Raw genomic sequence first — 20,953 nt, forward strand, 5'->3', positions numbered from 1 at the left:
GTTCCGGCCTCAGGGATCGTGCTGTGATGCCCCATGTGCAGGTTACGTGCACGCCGCCGGCGGCAAAAGCGTGAGAACCCGCGGGCCGGGCGGCACATGCGATCGGCGTGAGTCGCCCATGCCGCTGTAATCCCGGTGGCGACGCCGCAAGCATGTGAGCAGAATGCATGCTTCCGATGAGGTAGGGCAAGAGCGGCTTTGGAGGTTGATAACCATGGTTCCCCTGCTTCTTGTTCTTCTGCTGATTCTGGTCCTCGTCGGTGCGGGTTTCGCACTCAAGATTCTCTGGTGGGTCGCAATCGCCGTCCTGGTGCTGTGGCTGATCGGTTTCGTCGCTCGCCCGAAGGGCGGCAGCGGCCGCTGGTACCGCTGGTAGGTACCCGGCATAGGTAAAGCTCAGGCAGTGCGTGGCGGTGGCCCGCAGTCCCCGCGACGGGGACCGCGGGCCACCGCCACGTCGTCGTGGAACAGGATTGGTTTTCCGGTAACGGATGGAATCGGATATCCCGGGTATTCGGAGGGGTAGCCGGGGTGGTCGCCGTGACGCAGCAGGGGACCTGCTCACCTCCAACGATCGACGGCCGTCCCGGCCCTGATCCGGATCGGGGGTGTGAAACAAACGCCTGCGCGCTATGGACGCCACGCGTGGGCCGCCGGGAATTCGTTTCCCCTTTTCGGCTTCCCGATTTATCGGAGGAGTTGTTTCGCGTGACTACACCGGAGTCTGGATCTTCGGCAAGGAAGTCCTCCTGCCGGTCGGCACCGTGACCCGCGTCTACCCGCAGGAGAAGCAGGTCTACGTCGACCGGACCAAGGAACAGATCGAGAGCGCTCCCGAGCTCCACCGCGACCGCCACCTCGGCAACGCCAGCTTCTGCGGTTCGGGTGGGACCGGCCCGAAGCCGGCGCCGAAGGCGCCGAAGGCGCCGAAGGCGCCGACCAGTGGCCCGTGACGCCGAGATACCCCGCATGTCGTCGTTCTGCCAGGTGCCCCTCCGTGCGGTGCCAGTGGTCCCGTAAACCGGTTCAGCGCGCGGTCCCTTCGCGTGCGCCGAGGGCGCCCCGTCCCCGGGATCCCGCCGCCCGGCCAAGCCCATGCGGCGCTATCCGTACGGCCTGGCAGCAAGGACACAGTGCCCTGCGCAGCCCTCTGCCGTAGTCCGCAGCAGGATCCTGGTGGAACCGCTCCGAGACAGGGCCTCCAGCGGCGGTGGACTGTCAACTCCCCTGGTGGGGGGAGAGAACCAGTGGCGCACGCCGAACCCGAGCCGGGGAGACCCTCCCGCCTCGGGTTCGGATCAGCCGGTCGGTTCCTGAGGGGGCGCGTTGCCCGGGCCGGAAGGGGGCTGCTTGTCGGCCTCGCTTCCGCCGCCCTCCTCTCCCTCTTCCTTTCCCGCTTCCTCTCCCTCTTCGCCGGGTCCGTCGTGCCGACGCCGTCCGCCGGCTACACCCGGGAGGTCAGGGGCGGCTGGCCCGAAGGGGGGCAGGTCAGGGGTCACCGCGTCACGTTTCTCCGGAACACGGTCGGGCAGTTCAGGCTCCGACGGGGCACTGCGCATGACAGGTCTCCTTGAAGGCGGGATCCATGGGGTTCGATCACGGGGTCAGGCGCGGGCTCCGGTGGTGATCTCCGCGCAGCGGGTGGTCATGCCGCCGAGGGTGCCCTCCGTACGCAGCAGCGCGCGCTGGACGCGGGCCCCGTTGCCGTGCTCCAGGAGGCGGGTGATGCCCTCCCGGACGCGTTCGTCGTCGCCGTGGTCGGCCAGGGCTTCGCGTACGTGGGCGTGCAGTGCTTCGACGGCCACCGCGGGTGAAGTCTCGCGCATCGTCCGGGGGTCGATGAGCGGGCCGTCCAGCCCGGAGCGACCGGCGCGCCAGGCTGCGAGCCGTAGCAGGCCCGTGTTGATCCGGGCCGGGGGCTGTCCGTCCTGCCAGGCGCGGGAGGCCGTCTCGACCAGTCCGCGTACCAGGGCCGCCAGGAGGACCGGTGTCGACGCGTCCAAGCAGACGTCCGCGACCCTGACCTCCACCGTCGGGTAGGCGGCGGACAGCCGGGCGTCGAAGTACATCATCCCCTTGTCCCGCAACACGCCGGTGTCGAGCATGGCGCGCACCTGCTCGTGGTAGCGGTCGGCGGACCCGAAGAGGTCCGTGGGCCCGGCCGACGGCAGCCGGTTCCAGACGCGGCTGCGGTAGCTGGCGTACCCGCTGTCCTCACCCTGCCAGAACGGAGAGTTCGCACTCATCGCGGTGAGTACGGGCAGCCAGGGGCGGATCCGGTCCAGGACGGCGACGCCCTCCTCGTCGGAATCGACCGAGACGTGGATGTGGCAGCCGCAGGTCAGCTGCTCCTGCGCGGTCAGGCCGAACTGCTCGCCGACCCACTCGTACCGCTTGCCGGCACTCAATGAGGGCTGGACCGGCAGCGGGGAGGTACCGAGGGCCGCGACGAGCGCCCCGGCGGACGCGGCGTGCCGGGCGGCTTCCCCCCGCCAGCGGGTGATCTCCTTCAGGAGCTCGCCCATCTCGGTCACCGGTTTGGTGGCGAACTCCAGCTGTTCCTCCTGGAGTTCCTTCTCAAAAGTGTGCCCCTGTGATTCCCCGCCACCATCCGGCTGCCGTTCGACGAACCGGTCCGCGGCCTCCAGCAGTGCCCCCGACAGGGCCAGCGGCTCACCGCTGCGGGCGTCCACCAGCAACAGCTCTTCTTCCACGCCTACGCTTCGCATGCCGCCGCCTATCGATCCGCTGTTCACATCACCCCACGCCTGCCCTGTCCCGCCCCGGCCATGCGGGCGCCGACCAGGGGGTCCGCGGTCCGCCCGGCTGTTTGCGGGCCGCGATCCGGGTCAGACGAGGAAGGGCAAGGAGTTCCCCGCCCCTCAGGGAGTGACCAGCTGTGTCGAACGACGAAAAGAGCCAGGCCAAGACCGAGCAGGCCAAGGGCAAGCTCAAGGAGACGGCCGGCCGCCTGGTGGGCAACGAGCGCCTGACGGCCGAGGGCCGTGCCGAGCAGGCGAAGGGCGACGCCCGCCAGGCCAAGGAAAAGATCAAGGACGTCTTCAAGCACTGACCCGGACGCTCGGCGTCTATCGCCGCGGTCCCGGACCCCGAGGGGTCCGGGACCGCGGCGCGTTCGAACTGATCGAGGGAGGATCCCACATGGCGTTGCCGGGGGAAGGCGCAAGGAAGGCCGGGGGCGGTTCCGGTCCGATCGGGCGTGATGTGGTGCTGGCCGTAGGGCTCGTGGGGATCTGTGTCGGCGGCCTGGCCGTCTTCCTCAAGACCGCCGAGGGGGCTTGGGGCGTATCCGTCGCCGGCGCGGTGGTCCTCACGATCGGGGTGATGCTGGCCCAGCGCATCGTGTCGCCCGTCCGCCGGCGCCCCACCGCCCCAGCGCCGCCCGTCCCGGCCCTGCACGGGGATCCGTACTCGATCGAGGCGACGGCGGTACTGGACGTCCCCGCCGCAGGAGGGGTGCCGGACGTCGATGCCGGTGCGCTGGACCACGCCGCGGTCGACGCCGACGGCTTCGAGCACGCGATAGCCGCGCTGTGCGTGCGCGACGGCTGCACGCCCGTGGAAGTGGTCGGCGGCGCCGGAGACTTGGGCGCCGACGTGATCGCCACGACCCCGGACGGACTGCGTGTCGTCGTTCAGTGCAAGCACTATTCCGAGACCAACCGCGTCGGCTCGCAGGACCTGCAGCGCTTTGGCGGAACCTGCTTCGCCGTGCACGACGCCGACGTGGCCATCCTCGTCACCACGAGTTCCTACACCGCGCCGGCCCTCGAGTACGCCGCCGCGTGCGGCATCGTCTGCATCGACGGCGAGGCCCTGGCCGCTTGGACCGACTCCGCCGTGGCCCCGCCCTGGGAACCGGATGGCCGTGATGCGGCCGTGCGGGTTCCCACCGGCTGACGAGCTGGACAGTCTCGTCTTGCGACCGCCTTCCTGCGCCGGCGCCCGTCACCGGAGAGCCCTTGGGTTCGCCTACAACCGGCGGGCGGGTCGCAGCCTGTCCGTACCGCCCCTGGAACGCACGTGAGTGCTGAACGGTGCAGGCAGTGCACCGGGTATGCAGGGGTGCCACACGGCACCTCCGGTTCGCTGTTTGATCTCCGTCGTACCGGCCAGACGGGATGGGATCGCGCATCCGAACGCGGTGCGCATTCGGATGGAGGTTCCGAGGGGGAAAGGTGCTGCGTCTGCCCGGTCGTGCAGAGCACCACTGGTTGTGGCCGGAGGATGCCGCTGGCCGTGACCTGGGCTCGCCCCTGTTCTTCCACACCAGGGGGGAGCAGGGCCCCGACCGCGAGCGGCGGGACGCGAGAGGCGCCGGCTCCGTACCGAGGCCTCGGCGTGGTCGTGACGCAACATGGCGGCCGGCCAGCTTACGTGGACTACGCAGGGACGGACCGTCGGAGGAACCGCAGCAGGGAGGGCTTGACGCGTCGCTCGGGCGGGCTCGGGTCCACGGGCTCGACCAGGAAGCCGACGTGGTCTCCGACGTCCTCTGCGTGCCTTTGCGCCCGGCCGACGAACCGTGCCAGGCAGTCCGCGGGGACCGGGGCGGCCCCTGCGCCGGGCTGGGAAGCCCCCGGCCCCCCGTACCCGCCCGTGCCCGCGGCGCGGAGCCCCGAACCGCCCGACCAGGTGGACCTGGCGGTCGCTGCCGGCCGCAGGATCCACTCGGCCCGCAAAGCGGTCGCCGTCGCGCTCGCGCTGCTGCTCGCCGCCGGTGATCCTCATGTCTCCATGTGGTGGCGTCCTGATGTAACGGTGGGCGGCTTCCGGCGGGCATCACGGCCCCGGGTCGGGCCAAGCACCGTATCGGAGCCCGGAGCCTGGTGCCCGTCACGCCGCCGCGGCGACCCCGGTCAAGGTGGCGGAGAGCGCGGCGACGGCTGGCGCAAGGACCGAGTGGACGGCCGGGCCGCCTGTGCCCGCGGCCAGGGCCCGGCGCGTTTCGGCTCGCGCCGCGACGACGGCCATCGGCGTACCCGTGGAGCGGCACAGTTGGTGGGTACGGACGACCGCGCTCATCGCGGCGCCGCTCAGCGCCGCGTCGGACAGTTCCAGTACCAGGGGCACGGACCGGTGGGCGGCACGGCAGCCGTCGATCGCCGAGGCGGCGGCGGCGCGGCTGGAGAGATCCAGGTCGGCTCGCAGTCGGATGATCAGCACACCGCTCTCGGTCACCTTGAAAGGCAGCACCGGCACTCCTCGTTTCCACGGCTCCACAGCTTGGGTACGGCGCTCATGCCCGCACTCGGGGCCTGTATGTACGGCCGCGGCCTGCGGAAGCGGTGAGAACGCAGGGCTGGCCCCTCTCAGATCCCAGAAGGTCTGGCACAGCACGCTCAACCTGCGCCATGCACGCGACCTTCTGCGCCGCTCATGCATCCTCGACGGCGACGGCCTGCGCAGCCAGATGGAGCAGCCGCCCCGTACATGTGCGGATCGCGGGTAGGGGCTATGCATGATTGCCACCGAATTCCTCGCAGCCGAGGCCATCAGCTCCCTGCTCCTGATCATCATCGGAGTGGTGGTGGCTGTCCTCCTGCTCGGCGCCTTCTGGTACGGCAGCCGGCGCAGCGCACGACGCCGAGCCCCCGCCCGCCCGGCTCAGCAGAACCCCGAGGCGCGGGCGCGCCAGGACTCCTGGCGGACCCCCGACGACGACGGCCCCGGCCACGCACCGCGCACCTGAACGTTCCCTACGCGCTCCTTCCCCGGGGCGTGCGAAGCGTCTCGGGCGCCGGCGCGGGGTAGCCACCGGAAGTCCGCACCACCCGAGCCCGATGTCCCAGAACCGACGAAATGGAGTGATCGCCGATGCGCACCACAGCGGCACGGGTGATGGGCGTGGCCACCCTCGGGTACGGCGTGGCGGTCGCCTGCCGACCCAAGGTGCTGGCCCGCCCCTGCGGCCTGGCAGAACACGGCTCCTCCGCACTGCTGATCCGCGCCCTCGGCGTCCGCGACGCCGTCATCGGCGCCGCCATGGTCGCGGTCCCTGCAGGCAGCGCGCTGCGCACGGCCGTACTGTGCCGGGTCGCCATCGACGCGGGTGACGCACTGCTCTTCGGCACGTTCCTGCCCCACCGGACCGAGCGCGCCAAGGCCGCCGCGGTCGCGCTGGCCTGGGCAGCCCTCTGTGGCTGGACCCTGACCAGCGGCGAAGCCCAGACGTCGCCGCTCGTGGAGGGCGCGGCCAACGTCGCCGTACGGGCCGCCCAGTCCGCCACGCGCGCCGAACTCTGACGGCCGGCCGCTTGACCTGGAGGAGCCGGGCCTGACCCACGATCAGCGATCGAGGGGCTCCCCAGGACCTTGTCACTGTTTGCTTCCGTCGGCCGCTCAAGAACCGTGGCGGACCTCGGCCCGGCCTCTCGGTTTCGCGGTTTCCCCGATCGGTGCAGTGTGGTGGCGGCGGAGCAGGGCAAACGCGCGTGCACCGCCCATCCTGGAGGCCCCTCAATGTCCTGTGTGTCTGCTCTGATCGTTGTGCGCCTCGAGACGACGACGGGCAACGTGTATTTTCTTGCCCGTTTCTCCTATGACGGTGGCGACCCGTACGTGGTGCAGGCGGAGTTCCTGGACGGTGACAACGTCCTGGCACGGTGGCACTTCGACCGGCAGATGCTGGCCGAGGGGCTCCACCGGCCGGTGGGGGAGGGCGACGTCGCGTTCCGCCCCGCCCAGTGTGCCGGCCGCGACGAACTCCGCGTCGACCTGGTCGGCCCGGGCGGCGATGGGCGGGACAATGCCGTTGTCTTTGTGGACGCACCCGTGCTGACGGGGTTCCTCGACGAGACTTACGCGGTTGTCGCTGCGGGTAAGGAGTTCCTCGATCTCGACAAGCTTCTCGACGAGTTCCTGGCTCGCTGAGAGCCGCGACCGGTGCCCGGAAGCGGACGCGCGGACTGTTCTGGTGCTCGCGGTGCGGCTGAACCGCACGCGGCGTGACACGACGCCGAGCGCCTCCGGCCGATGAGGGGCGTAGAAGGTGCGCCCCGGTCGCTCCGTGTTTCCGGGGCCGGGGTGGTGCTCATGAAGGGATCGGCCCGTGCGGACCGGTGGGTGACAAGACGTCCGTCGATCGCCGGGGCGGCCGCGGCCGGATGATCAGGACACCGCTCGCGGTCACGTCGACGGGCAGCACGGACACTCCTTGTCCTTACGATCACCTCGGCTGGGTATCTTCGGATGCCCGCCTCGCGGACCGGTATGCGCGCCCTTCAAGGTCGGACGTCCGCCGTGGGGAGAACGGCGGGTGCGAGGGCCCGTAGCGGTCGGCCTCCGACGATCCAGGGTGCCCCCGGGCGGCGGGCACCCGCACGCGACCGGTACCTTGCGCGATCGGTGCTGGAGCGAGTCGGAGTCGTCGGATCTGATGGCCGGTCGGGGGAGCCGGGCGGGCGTCTTGGCGGGTTCAGTGGACATGGAGGGAAGAAGTGAGGCATGAAGGAAGAGGCGATGCCGGAAGCGCCACGTCGCACGGCCGGTCTGAGATGTGAGGAGGCCCGGTCCATCGCCCGCGGTGTCATGGCGGCGAGCGGCATGGGGGAGCCCCTGGTGAACGACGTGCTGCTGGTCGTCTCCGAGCTGGTCTCCAACGCGGACCGCCACGCCGACGGCGTCAGCGACTTCCGCGTCGTGCCTCTCGCGGGTTGTGTGGCTGTCGAAGTGTCGGACAGATCCTCGTCGTTCCCGCGCACGCCCGGGACACCCCTCGATGTACCGGGAGGGTTTGGCTGGCTGCTGGTCAACCGGATCGCCGATCGTACGGAGATCCGGCCCCGTGACGACGGCAAGACGATCGCGGCCTTCATCTCGCTCCCCGCCGCTCCCTGAACCACGCTCCGGCAGTCCTGGCCGGCACCGAAACGAGGTCCCCGGCGCGTCCTCGCCACGAAGGTCGCCGCTCCGCAGGGCGCGATCTTCGCCGTCGTCAGGGCGGCCCGTGCCTCGCCTTCGTGCGGAAACGGCTCCCCCTCTCCCGAGGGCGGAGCCGTTCCGCATCTCACACCCGGCGCGGCGTGCCGATCGACGTGAAATGCCGGGCGGAAACGGGCCGGCAGATGCTCACCCCGCGCCGGAGGGACCGTAGCCTGGCCCGATGCGTCAGCACGATCTTGTCGTCATCGGTGCGGGATCCGGGAACTCCGTCATCGACGATTCGTTCGCCGGTCTCGACGTGGCGATCGTCGAGGAGAAGTGGTTCGGCGGCACCTGCCTGAACGCGGGCTGCATCCCGAGCAAGATGTTCGCCTACGCCGCTCACGTGGCCCGAACCGTAGGCGAAGCCGGTACGTACGACGTGGACGCGGAGCTGCTCGGCGTGCGTTGGCGGGCGATGCGCGACCGGGTGTTCGCACGCCTTGACGACGAGCGCGAGGAGGGCCGCCGGGGGCGCCGGGAGTCGGACTTCGTCACCGTGTACGAGGGAACGGCGCGCTTCACCGGCCCCCGGACGTTGCGGGTCGACCTCGCGGACGGAGCCGTCGACATCGGCGCCCGGCAGATCGTCATCGCCGCCGGAGGCCGCCCGCTGGTACCCCCTGCGGTGCTCCATTCCTCCCTGCCGTACGAGACGTCCGACACCGTCATGCGGATCGAAGCCCCGCCCCGCCGCCTGGCCGTCATCGGCGGCGGCTACATCGCGGCCGAGCTCGCGGAGGTGTTCGCGGCGGCCGGCAGCTCCGTGGTCATCGTGGAGAAGGAGGACCGCCTGCTCGGCCCGCAGGACGAGACGGTCGCCGAACGGTTCACCGAACTCATGCGTTCCCGCTACGACCTCAGACTCGGCCGGGAAGTGACCGCGGTAGGCGGCCACCCGGGCGCCCTGAGGCTCACCCTGGACGACGCCTCGGTGATCGAGGCGGAGATGCTGCTGGTCGCCGCGGGCCGCGTGCCCAACAGCGACCGGCTGAACCTCGACGCCGCGGGCGTCGCCACCCACGACGACGGACGCATCGTCGTCGACGCGTACCAACGCACCGCGGCCGAAGGGGTCTTCGCGCTCGGTGACATCTGCACACCGGCACCCCTCAAGCACGTGGCCAATCGCGAGGCGCAGGTCGTCTCCCACAATCTCCGCCACCCGGACGCCCTGAGCACGGCCGATCACGAGCTGGTGCCGGCGGCCGTCTTCACCAGCCCCCAGATCGCCTCGATCGGCGCCACCGAGCAGGACTGCCGCGACCGGGGCATCGATCCCCTGGTGGGGGAGGCCAGGTACGCGGACATCGCCTACGGCTGGGCGATGGAGGACACCACCGGCTTCTGCAAGGTGCTCGCCGAACGCGGCACCGGCCGCCTGTTGGGCGCCCACCTCATGGGTCCCCAGGCCGCCACCCTCATCCAACCCCTCGTCCTGGCGATGACCCTCGGCATCGACGCGCCCACCCTGGCCAAGTCTCCGTACTGGATCCACCCGGCGCCCACCGAGCTCGTGGAGAAGGCCCTCCTCGATCTTGACCAAGGCCAGGAGGCCTCGCGCCGCTCCGCCCGCCCGCGGACGTGACCGGGGCCGGGCGCTCCCGCCCGGCCCCGGCCCGATGGCACGGTGCGGGTGCTCAGGTGTCGAGCAGCCGGTTGACCAGCGCGCGGTAGGCCTGCAGAGCCTGCCGGAGGTCCTCGGTGGCCACCTGCTCGCCGCTGTCCCATTGCTTCTCAAGCCCGCTCCGGTGAGCGGAAAGGGTTTCGGCGAACGCCTGCATGACCTCTGCCACCAGGGTGTCCGCCGATCGGACCGCTTCCTGCGGATCGTCCACGAACAGGCCCTGGATCTCGCCCCAACGCGCGCGATAGCCGTCGGCTTCGACGGTTCCCAGCAGCGGTTCCTCCTCGGTCCCGGCTGCGTGCACCGACTCCGTCGGATCGGGGTCCGGGGCGTCCCGCAGCACGTCCCGTTGAACGGGACCCGGCTCCTGCCCGGCTCCGTGCGTCCTTTCGAATTCCCCTCCGGGCCGGGAGCCCGGAACCTTGCCGGCATCACGGACCCGGCCCGCATCGCGCCGGCGCTGTTCGTCCACGGCCTCGTCCGGGGAGGGAAGCGCGTCCTCGTACCCGGCCGGCGCGGGGCGTGCGAGATCCTCCGCGGTCAGGACCGGGTCGGTCGCGCGCCCCGCCGTGTCGTCGTGCTTGCGCATGTCATCGGCTCCTCTGGTCGGCGAGCAGCTCCTCGAACACGGAGCGGTAATGGACCATCGCCCCGCGCAGCTCCTCTGTCGTCGCTTGTCCCGCATCGCTGCGCACCCTCGCCGCGTGCGCGGCCCGGTACTCCTCCAGCGTGCGGCCGTGCTCCACGGAGAGATCGCGCACTTGGTCCTCGTACCGCTCGGTGGGATAGCCGCGCTCACCCATCACCCGGGTGACCAGCTCGTCGGCCCCGGCCACGGATTCCTCGGGCCGGTCCACGAACCGCTGCTGCATTTCGGTCCACTCGTCCGCGTACTGCTGACGGCGGTCGGGGGAGAGCTCCTTGATGGCGAGCCGGCCGTGCCGCTGCTCACGGTCGCGCAGCTCTCGCTCGGCGGCCCGCTTGTCGCCCTGTTCCTCTACGGTGCGTTCGTACTCCGGCCCGAACCGCTCACGCAGGTGGCGTCGTCGGCCCAGCGCCCACACCAGTGTCGTGAGCGCGAGCATGACGATCACCGCCACGACGATGACGGCTATCAGCGCATTGGTTGACATCTTCTGCCTTCGTCCGGGGGCTCATCGTGTCTGTCGGCGCGGCTGCCCCGCCGGGTGGCGCGCAAACGAACTCAACGACGCCAGGGAGCCTCAACGACGCCAGGAGAACGTCCCGGACGAGCGGCGCGCCGAGCTCGGGGCGGCGTTCCTCAAGGAGCGGGAGCGGCAGCTCGCCACCGACTGCGGCAGCGTCGAGAACGTGCGTGCGACCGTACGGGGCTGAACGCGAGGCTCGGCGGCAACTCGCCTGCGGACATGGGCGGTGCGCGGCGCGTACGGGTGAGTACTCAGGGCACACGCAGGTCATGACGGTACTCAAGACCAGCGTTCTCGTCCTGGATTGCGCCGAGCCCGAACCCCTCGCCCGGTTCTACGCCGAACTGCTCGGAGCGGCCGCTGGTCCGGCGGCAGGGGACGGGGAACTGATCCTTGTCACCGGTGGCTCAGGCGTGGTTCTCGGGGTCCGGCGAGATCCGAACCACCTGCCGCCGAGCTGGCCGGCTCCGGAGGACTCCGAGCCGGCCCATCTGCGCATCCTGGTGGCGGCCGAGGACCTCGACGAAGCGGAGCGGGAGGCGGTGTCACTCGGCGCACGCCCGTTGTCCGCGGAGGAGAACGGCAGCCGGCTGGACGACCGCACGACGCTGCGGCGGTTCAGCGATCCGGCAGGGCATGCGTTCGTCCTGGCGGCCGTGCCCCGGGATTCGGTCGCCCATGGTGCCAGCCGGTGACGATACCCAGACGGGGCCCGGCGTTGCTCCCGTCGGCGTCGGGTCGACGCGTGGGCCGGATCGGCACCGGGGTTCACCAGACCGCCAGCCCCGTCGCGTCGCCCTCTTCGTTTCGCGCGATCTCCATCACTCCATCGACCGCTTCACGGTTGATGCGTCCGAACACGTGGGGAAACAGCGTGTCGGGTGCCACTCCCGGAGGCGGTGCGGGATCTGCGGCTTCCCACCTCACCAGCACGTCGAGCTTCTGCTCGTCAATGAGCAAGGCCATGAGTGGTCCTGGGGTCGCCCGATAGAAGGCGGTGGCGACGGCGAGGGTGGTGTCCTCGTCGGGGGAGCAGTGAACGAAGCCGTCGCTTGGGAGGGATGCGGGCGAGTACGCGCGATCGGGGGCGGCAAGCCAGTCATCGAGCGTGACCACGTGATAGATCATGGCTCAGTTATAGCGACGTGCGACCTGAGGTTCCGTCGGTTTGCTGCTTCCGGAGCATGAACTCGCTCATCGGCCCTGCGCAGAGCCGCACCGTCGCCGCACAGTTGAGGTGTTGGCATCAGGCGTGAGCGCTGCCCGTGGGCGCCGTGATGCTCGACCGCGTCAGTGCCGCCGGTTCCCTGACTGGTTGGGACCCGACCGATGGACTGGACACCGGCTTCCTGGTAGGGATCTTCCCCAACCGGCATCCTGCCCCGCACGATGGCTTTCCTGCGCAATCTTGTGATCGGCGTCTTCCGCCAGAAGGGCCGGACCAACATCGCCTCTGAGGCGCTCAGTTACGCAAGGGTGACGCTCCACAATTCGCGTGGGTTGTGGAACACCTCGCCTCGCGTGGTGGTCCGCCGGCCGGAGACCGGCATGCGGCCGTGGCCGAACCTGTCGTTATCGATGACTACGAGATCGCGAGACTGCAGCTGAAAGCACCGGGACGCATCACGCGCCGCGTCACACAGCGACGCAACCGATTCGGCCTCAGGTGATCCGGCATCGATGGCGCGCAAGTTTTCGAGCAGATCGTACTTAAGGCGCACGCCGAGGTCGTTCTCCGTTCGCGTCTGCTCCAGGCCATACGCGACCGGCCGCGCCGTGCCGTCCGGGAACGGCACGTCTGAGAGCAGCGTGGCACGCGTACGCTCGTATGCTTCAGGATCCCGTGCCTGGAGGAGATCGAGGGCATCGGACCAAGAGACCAGGACCGATTCGCCGTTGTTTCCGAAAGGCTGGTCCTGCCAACCGGAATCGACCATGAGCATGCAGAAATACCGGGGCCGCGGATCACGGAGGGACTGGGCCGAGTGAAGATCCAGCGGGCCGTCGACGGCGTGCAGTTCGCCGCGGCTCGACGCTTCCGGATCGTAGCGAACGCGATGAATGGCTGCATGTTCAGGGTGCGATCCCTCGGTTCCCCCATAGTAGGTCAGAGGTTTCCCGAGCTCTGAGATGAATTCGATGAATGAACCGACTTCGACGGTGAAGCCGGATACCAGGGCGAAGTGGCGGACGGCGAGCGACCGTCGAACATGGTCGAGCAGCACGCCCGCATCGCAGTGCTCCGCTGCAAGGGCATGGGATCTGATCGAACTCATTCGAACTCCTTGCCTCGGGCCGGGACTTCCTCGCAGGGAACAACTGGATTGACCTTGGTGCCTAGTACGCCCCAAGCGTGGGCCAATTCGAGGTCCGGCTGGTCGATGAAGCCCGAGCGCGGCTTCGGTCCCTGCCTCAGCATCATGCGCCGCAGCCAGCGGTCGGTACCGTCGAATCTCGCCGTGAACGACGATCGTGAGTGCGCGGCACGCCTGTTGTCGATGAGCAGGAGAGTGTCGGATTCCAGTCTCCCGTGGGCGGCGACGTCATCGGCCGATGCCTCCGTGCTGTGCAGAACCCGAGAGGCCTCGACGGTGAGTGGCGTCATCAACGCCGGCTCGAAACGGAACCGCTCGAACTGCTCCATCGTGTTGACAACGGAGATCTCGGGCCTGGGGTCTTCTCGGCCTATCTTGCGGCCTTCGTACGTGTAGGAACCGTGCAGGCCGGCCAGTTCCACGGCGAAGTCGGGCTGTCGCAGTACTTCTCGGGCAGCCGCATCGAGGCCGGCTTCAATATCGGCGAGCGACGCGATACTGGTCACAGCGCGTCGATCCGGATCCGCTCGCAGGCAGTGGAGGATGAGAAAATCCGGGGCCACCGGATGAAAGAACATCTCCGTGTGGAACCCGAGTGTCACCGTCGAGCTCTGGCTGGACAGTGCCTTGGTGTTCCGGCGCGTGGGGAACACGTCGTGGAAGATGTTCCCATCGCGTTGATCCGCATAGGATATCGGGTAGCCGAGTCCGACCGACAACACCATCATCAAGTATTCGCTGAGGGTTCCGGCGGTCGTCCTTCCTGCATGATAGGTGGACGGAGTGGGCTCCAGTGTCTCGTTGCGGGGCAGGTTGGTGATGTATAACTCCGGCCGTGTGCTGGACCCATCGGCCAGGCTGCCCACCCGAGCCCGTGTCCGGGGTGTCAGTGCATTCCACCCCTCCAGTGCGTCTTGTGTGAACGCCGGTAGGTTTCGATAAGGATCCGTCCCGGCTTTCTCGGCGAGGTGGCGCAGCGCGTCGTACTCGCTTTCGTGGAGTCGATGGGAGGCCCATGAATCCAGGCCTGCGATGTCATGGGGTTTCGAGCCTTCCGAGCCGTCGGCGATGGTCAATGATCCTCCCTGTGGTATGGGTGTTGCCACGCTCCGCCCTGTGAAGTGTGGCAGCGGATTGCGGACGACAACAGGGGTTGCGCCGAGTTCGTCTGTTCGGACCGGACGCGGCCGCGATGCCGGTCAGGGGTGTTGCAAAGTCTCGTCATTTTGTCGGTGTGCTGGTCAGGCTATGCCTAAGAGGTCAAGTGGCGAGTTAAGGGCTCTGGAATCGCAGATTTGCACCCGATTTCGAGCAAGTTGCAGACTCCCGTGCCGACTTGGTGCTGACCCCGATGGGTGGTCGGGAGTAGCCCCGCCCCGCCCCGTTTCCTCCCCCTGGGCGGAACCGGTGGCGGCGGCGGATGCCACGTAGCAGAGTGGGCGACGTGCATCGGCCGGGGACGGGGCGGAGGGCTCATGCGACAGCGGTATCCGGGGTTCGGGAGCCTCCTCCTGAGGGCTCTGCTCATCGCCGTGACGACGAACCTCGGAGGGCTCGCCGTCAACGTGGTCTCCTCCCAGGAGGGCCGGTGGTGGGGACCCCTGGAGCTGATTCACCGTCATCCGTTCCGCGCCGCGGTCCTGTTGACGTTCCTCGCCATGGTGCTCTTGCTCGTGGACTTCCTGAGGCAGCGGCGGGCCGACGTCGATCCCGTCGGGGTCCTGCCCTTACCCGCCGCGCTGCCGGGTGGTGCGCCGGGGTCCGCTCGTGGACCGCGCGGTCCGCGCACTCGCGGCGTCCGGGCGGACTGCCCGACCCGGTGGGCGGCGGCCGGCCCGCGGTCCCGTCGCGGTGCTCCACGGGGCCGGCGGCTGCGGGAAGACGACCCTGGCCGCGCTGGTATGCGCGGACCGGCGGGTGCGACGCCGCTTCCGCGGCGGCGTGTACACCATCGTCATGGGCCCGGACCTGCGAGGGCGCGCGGCGATCGCCGCGCAGGTCAACGAACTCGCCGAGCTGATCACCGGGGCCCGGCCGGGCTTCGAGGACCCGGACCTGGCCGGCCGGCACCTGGCGCGGATCCTGGGCGGCCGCCGCCGCACCCTGCTCGTCGTCGACGACGTCTGGGCCGAGGAACAGTTGGCCCCCTTCGGGCCCCTGGGCAGGGAGGCTGCCTGTCTGGTGACCAGCCGCATGCCCGCCACCGCGTTCCCCGGGGCCGTCGACCTGCCCGTGGGAAGCCTGGCGTCGAGGGACGCGGTCTCCCTGCTGACCTGGCAACTGCCTCACCTCCCGGGTGCGTTGACCCAGGACCTGTTGGACGCCGCCGCCCGCTGGGCCCTGGTGCTCCGCCTGATGAACCGGGTCCTGGACGCCCAGGTCGCCACCGGTCGCGACGTACGGGACGCCGCAACCGACCTGCTGGCGCGGCTGCGCAGCGACGGCCCCGGAGCGGTGGACCCCGTGGGCGCCCCGCCCGCGCCCGCTGACACGGCGGACCCGGTCCAGCGCCGGCGCGCCGTCTCCACGACGATCGAGGCGGCCACCGACCTGCTCCCCGCGGGCGGTCGCGACCGCCTCGTGGAACTCGGCCTCTTCGCGGAGGCGGTGCCCGTGCCCGTCGCCCTGGTCCATCGACTGTGGGCCGCCACGTCGGGCGCGGACGAGACCGCGGCCCGTGATCTGTGCGGGCGGCTCGCCCGGCTCTCGTTGGTCTCCCTGTCCCCGGCCGGCGGCGGAGCGGTGTCCCTGCATGCCGCCGTCCGCGCCTACCTGCGCGGTCAATGCGGCCCGGCCCGCCTGCGGGCCCTGAACGCCTCCTTCTTGGGCGCGGTCGCCGCCGGCCTACCCGGCCCCGGTGGCGGCCGGACCCCGCACTGGTGGCACCTGGACCCGGCCGGCTATCTCGCCGGCCATCTCGTGGAGCACTTGATCCAGGCCGGGCGCACCGCCGAGGCCGGCCGGCTGGTGACCGACCTGCGATGGGTGACGGCCAGGCTCGCCGGGCACGGTCCGGCCGCCGTGCTCACTGACCTGGCCGCCGCGGGCACCGGAACCGCCGCGGAGAGCCTCCAGGCGGAACTGGCGCGCTCCGCCCACCTGCTCGGGCCCACCGAGCCGGCCCGCGCGGTCGTGGACGTCCTGCTCGCCCGGCTCGGACGGCTGCCCGACTGGGCCGCCGCGTGCCGGGCCTTCACGGGGGACCGGGACCGGATGCGCCTCGTCCCGGCCAGGGCGCTCCCGGACACCCCCGACCCCGCCCTGCGCAGGGTCCTCACCGGGCACACCGGCGCCGTCCGCGCCGTGGTGGTGGCCCCCGACGGATCCTGGCTGGCGACCGCGGGGGCGGACGGCACCGTACGCGTCTGGGACAGCGCCACCGGAGCCGAACGCCGGTGCCTGCGCGGATGGGGCCAACAGGTCCAGGCCCTGGCCGTCAACAAGGGCGGGACCCTGCTGGCCGCCTCGGACGGACACACCGTGGTCCTCCACGACCTCGTCTCCGACACCGTGCTCGACCGTACGAACTTCCTCCTGGACGTTCACGGGCTCGCCTTCGACGAGGACGACGTCGTCGTGATCGCCGTGCTGGACGGGGTCCGGCTGTGGACCCCCGGCACCCGCAAGGTGAGGTTGCGCCCGGAGGGCGCCCGTGCCCCGCGGGCTGCCGTTCCGGTCGCCGGCGGAACGGTCCTGGTGGAAGCGGCGAACGTGAGCTTGCCACGACGCAAGAGGCACCAACCCGTGCGGCGCGAGGGGAACGTGTACGTCTGGGACCGACGGCGGCGCCGGCAGTCGGCCAAGCTCCAGGGCCACACCAAGGTGATCAACGACCTCGCGGTGGCCCCCGACGGTACGTGGGCCGCGACGGCGAGTTCGGACTGGACGGTCCGCCTCTGGTCCCTCGACACGCCGGGCGCGCTGCGCACCCTCACCGGCCACTTGGGCGGGGTCAACGCCGTGGCGATCGGTCCCGCGGGCGACTGGCTGGCCTCCGCCGGCGACGACCTCGGCGTACGGGTGTGGCGGGCGGCCGACGGCAAACTGCTCGCCGGCCTGACCGGACACCGGCACCCCGTCACCTCGTTGGCCGTGGCGCCCGACGGATCCTGGCTGGCCTCCGCCGACCGTGGTGGTGCGGTCGTCCTTTGGGACACGGCCGGCGACCGCTCGTACGTCTGGGAGGTCGTCACCACACCGCCGCTGTGGTCGCTGCCGCTCGGAGACAAGTGGGGAGGCGGGCTGGCCGTCGACCCGGCGGGAGGCTGGATCGCGGCCACGTCCTCCGGCGAGATCGTGGTCTGCGCCCTCGCGGACGGCCGGGAGCTGGCCCGGATGAAACCTCCCGGTGGCGGCGCGAGCAGCCTCGCCGTCGCGGCGAACGGCGACAGGATCGTCTCGGGGGCTCCCCACGCGGCGTTGACCTTCTGGGACACGGCCACCTGGTCGCGGACGAGCACCGTGACCACAGCACGGGGGGTGACGGCGCTGGCGGCGTCCCAGGACGGACGCTGGGTCGCCGCCGGCGGAGGCGACCGGGTGACGCTCGTCGACGTCGACGCCCCGAACGCCCGGGCCACGATCACCCTCGACCACGACGGGCTGCGGACGCTGTGGACCACACCGGACGGCAGCGGGCTGGGCGACGGGGGCGAGGACGGCAAGGTACGGATCCGCGGTCTGGGCGCCGGTTCGACGCCACGGGTCTTCGAAGGGCAAGTCGGACGGGTCAACGCGCTCGCCGGCGCCCCCGACGGCTCGTGGCTCGCCTCGGCCGGCGACGGCGGCACCGTCCTGGTCCGGGACACGGGAACGGGACGACTGCGCGCCACCCTCACCGGGGCGGCCGGTTGGCTCACCGTCCTCGCCGTCGCGCCGGACGGCACCTGGATCGCTTCGGCCGGCGTAGAGGGCATCGTGCGCGTCCACGACGTGCTCACCGGACGGCTGTGCGCCGCTCTGCCCGGAACCGGCGGCGGGGTCCACGCCCTGGTCGTCTCGGCGGACGGAACCCGGCTGGCGTGCGCGGGCAACGGGCGCGTGCTGCTGTGGGACACCACCGAACTCCGTGCCCAGGTGCGGGCGGCCCGCACCGCGGGCGACACCGCGGGCGGGGAGGTCCACTCCGCGGTGTTCTCCCCGGACGGCACCTGGACCGCCGCGATCCGCGCGGAGCACACCGTACGGACCACCGAGGTCGCCACGGGCACCGAGCGGGTGCTCGTACGGCACACCGGGCCGCTGCGAGACCTGGCGGTCGCCCCGGACGGCTCCTGGATCGTCACCGCCTGCAAGGACGGGTCGGCGCGGACCTGGGATGCCGCCGCCGGCACCGCCCTGCGCGTCTTCCGGGCGCGGCCGACCGACCACCAAGGGCCGATGCCGCTCGTGGACCGGCTCGCGCGCGTACTGCGGCATGTGCGGGACTCGGTCCGCGTCGATCCCCGGCCGGTGGACGCCGTGGCGGTGGCCCCCGACGACCGATGGGCGGCATGGGTGGGCGGCGACGGCCTCCTACGCGTCTGGGACCGCGGTACGGACGAGGTCCGCGCCCACCTGACGGGCACGCGGCGCGCCCTGTACGCACTGGCGGCCACCCCCGACGGGCACTGGCTCGCGTACGGGGGCCGCGACCGAGCGGTGCGCGTGTGGGACGTCGGGACCGGCCGGGTGGTGCACAGGCTGCGCGGGCACCGCGGCGCCGTCCGGGCCGTCGCCGCGTCACCCGACGGCCGGCTCCTGGCCTCCGCCGGGGACGACCTGCCCGTACGGGTCTGGGATCGCGAACACGGCCGCGCGGCGGGTTCCTTCACCGGCCACACGGCCCCCGCGGGCGCCGTGGCCTTCTCTCCCGACGGCTGCTGGGTGGCATCGGCGGGCGCCGACGGCTGCCTGCACGTGTGGGACGCGGCAACCGGCCGCCCGGCGGCCGTGATGCGTGTCGACGGAGGGCTCGCCGGCTGCGCCTGGTCCCCCGACGGCACCCTCCTGGAGGCCGGCGGATCCCGGGGCACCTACCTCTTCGAGTGCCGGGTCCCCCCGGGCCTCTGAAGGCCGCCGCGATCGCCGCGGGGGCGGCAGCCCGCGGCGATCACGGCGGCCCGCTCCTCAGGCAGTCGGCCCCACCAGAACCGGCTCGCGAACTCCTCGCGGTGTGCCTTGCCGCCGAGCACGGCTGCGACCAGACCCCGGGCCGGTCAGCAGGTGAGGGTGCCCCTGCGGAGGGCGTGGCTGCCGGTGTTGCCGTCGTCGGACCAGGTGACCGGCTTGGTGCCGCCCACGCACTGGTCGGCGCCGGCCACCGCGAAGCCCTCGTTGTTGAGGTCGGACATCCCGCCGGGCCGGTTGTAGACGGCGGCGGTGGCGAAGGCTCCGCCGGCGTCGACCTTCAGGGTGCGGTGCTGGCCCGTGCAGGTGTCGTCGCAGACCGCCCACAGGCGGGCGGCCTGCGGTTCCCACTGGAGTTCCATGACGCCGGACATGCCGCTGGAGACGGTGGCCACCTTGGTGAAGGCGCCGGAGTCCAGCAGGACGTAGCCGTAGACCGTGCCGCTGCCCTCGACGCCGACGAAGAACACCCCGCCGGTGTGGGCCGCGTAGCGGGCCGGATCGTAAGCGGCGCCGGTCGAGGCGTCCTTGAAGCCGACGGCGGTCAGGGAGCTGTCGGGCACCCAGGTGACCGCCTCCAGACCCTCGTTGGAGCCGGTCGCCGGCAGGTCGGCGGTGAGGTTCCACTCCTTGGCGGCGGTCAGCGTGGTGGAGCTGCCGCTCACGTCGTAGCGCAGGACGGAGAGCCGGCTGGTGCCGGACGAACCGCTGCTCCGTTCGCTGGCGACGAAGACGCCGCCCGCGGCGCCACTGCCGGTCACGGTGACGCCCTCGGAGTCGGGGCTGGCGGAGCCGCCGCCGGGGAAGCGCAGGGACTTGCCGGAGGACCAGCCGTTGGCGGTGTCGGGGGTCCAGCCGGAGCCGTTGGGCAGCAGCCGCCACAGCTTGCCGGAGTTCTGGGCGGCCCACAGCACCCCGCCCTCCTGGTACAGGCCGCTGAGGTCCTGGCCGAAGACGTTGGTTCCGTCGGCGGTGGACACCGAACTGCCGCCGGGCCAGGCGACGGGCGTCGTGCCGCCCCCCCCGCCGCCGGAGCCGCAGGCGTTGGCCGCGCCCAGGGTCAGCGCGGCCTTCTTGAACGCGCCGGTGCCGTCGGCGCAGCGGGACCACGAGGGGTCGGAATGGTCGCTCCAGGTGAAGCTGTCGACCAGGGTGCTGCCGTCCGCCAGGTAGAGGCGGGCCTTGTCCCCTGAGCCCAGGCCGAAGGAGCCGTGCACGTCGAAGGCCCGGAACCCGCCGGGGGCCAGGGTGGTCCCCGAGGAGATCTTGTACGTGGAGCTGTTGCTCTCGTCCTTCAGGATCCAGCCGGACAGGTCGACCGCCGAAGTGCCCTTGTTGTACAGCTCGATCGAGTCGGAGACGTCCCCGGTGGTCACCACCTCGTTGATGCGGATGTCGTCGGCCGGCGCGGCCTGCGCCGGGGCGGCGACGAGCGTGCCCGCGGCGAGCGCCGGCACGGCGGCGAGGACGAGGGCGAGACGGTGGCGCCGGCGGGGGGCGCGCGATGCGGTCACGGGGTACATCCCTGGGGTCGTTGCGGTGCGAAGAGGCACGAGGCTCGCGGCCCGCAACGAACCGCCACCCTCCGAGAGGGGGTCCTTCCCTGAACGGCGGCCGAATGCTGTGCGACGTACCGGTCACAGGTCCGGACATGCCCGACAGGCATCTCCGACGACCTCACCCATCCCGGCTCCTGGAATCGCACGCAGGTTTCGCACCCGTCGTACCCGTCGCACCTGTCGCAGGGGCCGACGTCGCGCGGACGCCGCGGAGCCGGTGCGGACGGCTGC

At 71.1% G+C, this 20,953-nt stretch carries 19 protein-coding genes; 11 read left to right on the forward strand and 8 right to left on the reverse strand.

The window, feature by feature from the left end; all coding sequences use genetic code 11:
* Nucleotides 1-214: 214 nt before the first annotated feature.
* Both OG730_RS37395 and OG730_RS37400 read left to right on the forward strand, forming a co-directional pair.
* Nucleotides 215-376, forward strand: coding sequence for a hydrophobic protein (locus OG730_RS37395; RefSeq protein ID WP_327308434.1), 162 nt, complete (start codon nucleotides 215-217; stop codon nucleotides 374-376).
* A 256-nt stretch (nucleotides 377-632) separates the two neighbouring features.
* A complete protein-coding gene (locus OG730_RS37400) occupies nucleotides 633-953 on the forward strand; it encodes a hypothetical protein (protein WP_327308435.1) in 321 nt (106 codons plus the stop codon).
* 651 nt (nucleotides 954-1,604) lie between these two features.
* On the opposite strand, the gene OG730_RS37405 is transcribed toward OG730_RS37400, so the two are convergent.
* Nucleotides 1,605-2,729 (reverse strand): glutamate--cysteine ligase, encoded by a 1,125-nt coding sequence (locus OG730_RS37405; protein WP_327308436.1) that lies wholly within the window; start codon nucleotides 2,727-2,729, stop codon nucleotides 1,605-1,607.
* A 170-nt stretch (nucleotides 2,730-2,899) separates the two neighbouring features.
* Here OG730_RS37405 and OG730_RS37410 point away from each other — a divergent pair, with 170 nt between their 5' ends.
* Both OG730_RS37410 and OG730_RS37415 read left to right on the forward strand, forming a co-directional pair.
* A complete protein-coding gene (locus OG730_RS37410; protein ID WP_327308437.1) occupies nucleotides 2,900-3,073 on the forward strand; it encodes a CsbD family protein in 174 nt (57 codons plus the stop codon).
* A gap of 89 nt (nucleotides 3,074-3,162) precedes the next feature.
* Nucleotides 3,163-3,921 (forward strand): restriction endonuclease, encoded by a 759-nt coding sequence (locus OG730_RS37415; protein ID WP_327308438.1) that lies wholly within the window; start codon nucleotides 3,163-3,165, stop codon nucleotides 3,919-3,921.
* Between the two features lie 936 nt (nucleotides 3,922-4,857).
* Here OG730_RS37415 and OG730_RS37420 read toward each other — a convergent pair.
* Nucleotides 4,858-5,217, reverse strand: coding sequence for an STAS domain-containing protein (locus OG730_RS37420; protein ID WP_327308439.1), 360 nt, complete (start codon nucleotides 5,215-5,217; stop codon nucleotides 4,858-4,860).
* A 265-nt stretch (nucleotides 5,218-5,482) separates the two neighbouring features.
* Between OG730_RS37420 and OG730_RS37425 the strand changes: the two genes are divergently transcribed.
* The 5 genes from OG730_RS37425 (at nucleotide 5,483) to OG730_RS37445 (ending at nucleotide 9,532) form a co-directional block, all read left to right on the forward strand.
* Nucleotides 5,483-5,713, forward strand: a complete 231-nt coding sequence (locus tag OG730_RS37425; RefSeq protein ID WP_327308440.1) for a DUF6479 family protein — start codon at nucleotides 5,483-5,485, stop codon at nucleotides 5,711-5,713.
* Nucleotides 5,714-5,838: 125 nt separating this feature from the next.
* Entirely contained in the window at nucleotides 5,839-6,267 is a 429-nt protein-coding gene (locus OG730_RS37430) for a hypothetical protein (RefSeq protein WP_327308441.1), read from the forward strand.
* Nucleotides 6,268-6,492: 225 nt separating this feature from the next.
* On the forward strand, nucleotides 6,493-6,894 hold the full coding sequence (locus OG730_RS37435; protein WP_327308442.1) for an SsgA family sporulation/cell division regulator: 402 nt from the start codon (nucleotides 6,493-6,495) through the stop codon (nucleotides 6,892-6,894).
* Nucleotides 6,895-7,467: 573 nt separating this feature from the next.
* Nucleotides 7,468-7,860, forward strand: coding sequence for an ATP-binding protein (locus OG730_RS37440; RefSeq protein WP_327308443.1), 393 nt, complete (start codon nucleotides 7,468-7,470; stop codon nucleotides 7,858-7,860).
* Between the two features lie 265 nt (nucleotides 7,861-8,125).
* Complete coding sequence (locus OG730_RS37445; RefSeq protein WP_327308444.1) at nucleotides 8,126-9,532, forward strand: mycothione reductase; 1,407 nt, start codon at nucleotides 8,126-8,128, stop codon at nucleotides 9,530-9,532.
* Nucleotides 9,533-9,584: 52 nt separating this feature from the next.
* Here the strand turns inward: OG730_RS37445 and OG730_RS37450 are convergent, their stop codons facing one another.
* Complete coding sequence (locus OG730_RS37450) at nucleotides 9,585-10,160, reverse strand: hypothetical protein (protein ID WP_327308445.1); 576 nt, start codon at nucleotides 10,158-10,160, stop codon at nucleotides 9,585-9,587.
* A gap of 1 nt (nucleotide 10,161) precedes the next feature.
* A complete protein-coding gene (locus OG730_RS37455; RefSeq protein ID WP_327308446.1) occupies nucleotides 10,162-10,704 on the reverse strand; it encodes a hypothetical protein in 543 nt (180 codons plus the stop codon).
* 305 nt (nucleotides 10,705-11,009) lie between these two features.
* Here OG730_RS37455 and OG730_RS37465 point away from each other — a divergent pair, with 305 nt between their 5' ends.
* On the forward strand, nucleotides 11,010-11,435 hold the full coding sequence (locus tag OG730_RS37465; protein ID WP_327308447.1) for a VOC family protein: 426 nt from the start codon (nucleotides 11,010-11,012) through the stop codon (nucleotides 11,433-11,435).
* Between the two features lie 73 nt (nucleotides 11,436-11,508).
* Here OG730_RS37465 and OG730_RS37470 read toward each other — a convergent pair whose 3' ends face one another.
* From OG730_RS37470 to OG730_RS37480, 3 genes are all read right to left on the reverse strand, one after another.
* Entirely contained in the window at nucleotides 11,509-11,868 is a 360-nt protein-coding gene (locus tag OG730_RS37470; RefSeq protein ID WP_327308448.1) for a DUF952 domain-containing protein, read from the reverse strand.
* A gap of 338 nt (nucleotides 11,869-12,206) precedes the next feature.
* Nucleotides 12,207-13,016 (reverse strand): TauD/TfdA family dioxygenase, encoded by an 810-nt coding sequence (locus tag OG730_RS37475; protein WP_327308449.1) that lies wholly within the window; start codon nucleotides 13,014-13,016, stop codon nucleotides 12,207-12,209.
* Nucleotides 13,013-14,131 carry a TauD/TfdA family dioxygenase gene (locus tag OG730_RS37480; RefSeq protein WP_327308450.1) on the reverse strand — a complete coding sequence of 373 codons (1,119 nt, stop codon included), beginning with the start codon at nucleotides 14,129-14,131 and terminating at the stop codon, nucleotides 13,013-13,015. The genes OG730_RS37475 and OG730_RS37480 overlap by 4 nt, the downstream gene beginning before the upstream one ends.
* Before the next feature lie 775 nt (nucleotides 14,132-14,906).
* Between OG730_RS37480 and OG730_RS37485 the strand changes: the two genes are divergently transcribed.
* Entirely contained in the window at nucleotides 14,907-19,106 is a 4,200-nt protein-coding gene (locus tag OG730_RS37485; protein WP_327308451.1) for an NB-ARC domain-containing protein, read from the forward strand.
* A gap of 146 nt (nucleotides 19,107-19,252) precedes the next feature.
* Here the strand turns inward: OG730_RS37485 and OG730_RS37490 are convergent, their stop codons facing one another.
* A complete protein-coding gene (locus OG730_RS37490; protein ID WP_327308452.1) occupies nucleotides 19,253-20,677 on the reverse strand; it encodes a lamin tail domain-containing protein in 1,425 nt (474 codons plus the stop codon).
* Nucleotides 20,678-20,953 lie beyond the last annotated feature (276 nt).

Source organism: Streptomyces sp. NBC_01298, from assembly GCF_035978755.1.
Lineage (GTDB): Bacteria > Actinomycetota > Actinomycetes > Streptomycetales > Streptomycetaceae > Streptomyces.

What these genes read in the sequence shown, in the direction of transcription:
- OG730_RS37405 (WP_327308436.1), bottom strand. Translation starts at nt 2,729, where the DNA reads ATGCGAAGCGTAGGCGTGGAAGAAGAGCTGTTGCTGGTGGACGCCCGC.
- OG730_RS37470 (WP_327308448.1), bottom strand. Translation starts at nt 11,868, where the DNA reads ATGATCTATCACGTGGTCACGCTCGATGACTGGCTTGCCGCCCCCGAT.
- OG730_RS37415 (WP_327308438.1), top strand. Translation starts at nt 3,163, where the DNA reads ATGGCGTTGCCGGGGGAAGGCGCAAGGAAGGCCGGGGGCGGTTCCGGT.
- OG730_RS37395 (WP_327308434.1), top strand. Translation starts at nt 215, where the DNA reads ATGGTTCCCCTGCTTCTTGTTCTTCTGCTGATTCTGGTCCTCGTCGGT.
- OG730_RS37455 (WP_327308446.1), bottom strand. Translation starts at nt 10,704, where the DNA reads ATGTCAACCAATGCGCTGATAGCCGTCATCGTCGTGGCGGTGATCGTC.
- OG730_RS37475 (WP_327308449.1), bottom strand. Translation starts at nt 13,016, where the DNA reads ATGAGTTCGATCAGATCCCATGCCCTTGCAGCGGAGCACTGCGATGCG.
- OG730_RS37430 (WP_327308441.1), top strand. Translation starts at nt 5,839, where the DNA reads ATGCGCACCACAGCGGCACGGGTGATGGGCGTGGCCACCCTCGGGTAC.
- OG730_RS37400 (WP_327308435.1), top strand. Translation starts at nt 633, where the DNA reads ATGGACGCCACGCGTGGGCCGCCGGGAATTCGTTTCCCCTTTTCGGCT.
- OG730_RS37445 (WP_327308444.1), top strand. Translation starts at nt 8,126, where the DNA reads ATGCGTCAGCACGATCTTGTCGTCATCGGTGCGGGATCCGGGAACTCC.
- OG730_RS37465 (WP_327308447.1), top strand. Translation starts at nt 11,010, where the DNA reads ATGACGGTACTCAAGACCAGCGTTCTCGTCCTGGATTGCGCCGAGCCC.
- OG730_RS37440 (WP_327308443.1), top strand. Translation starts at nt 7,468, where the DNA reads ATGAAGGAAGAGGCGATGCCGGAAGCGCCACGTCGCACGGCCGGTCTG.
- OG730_RS37450 (WP_327308445.1), bottom strand. Translation starts at nt 10,160, where the DNA reads ATGCGCAAGCACGACGACACGGCGGGGCGCGCGACCGACCCGGTCCTG.
- OG730_RS37425 (WP_327308440.1), top strand. Translation starts at nt 5,483, where the DNA reads ATGATTGCCACCGAATTCCTCGCAGCCGAGGCCATCAGCTCCCTGCTC.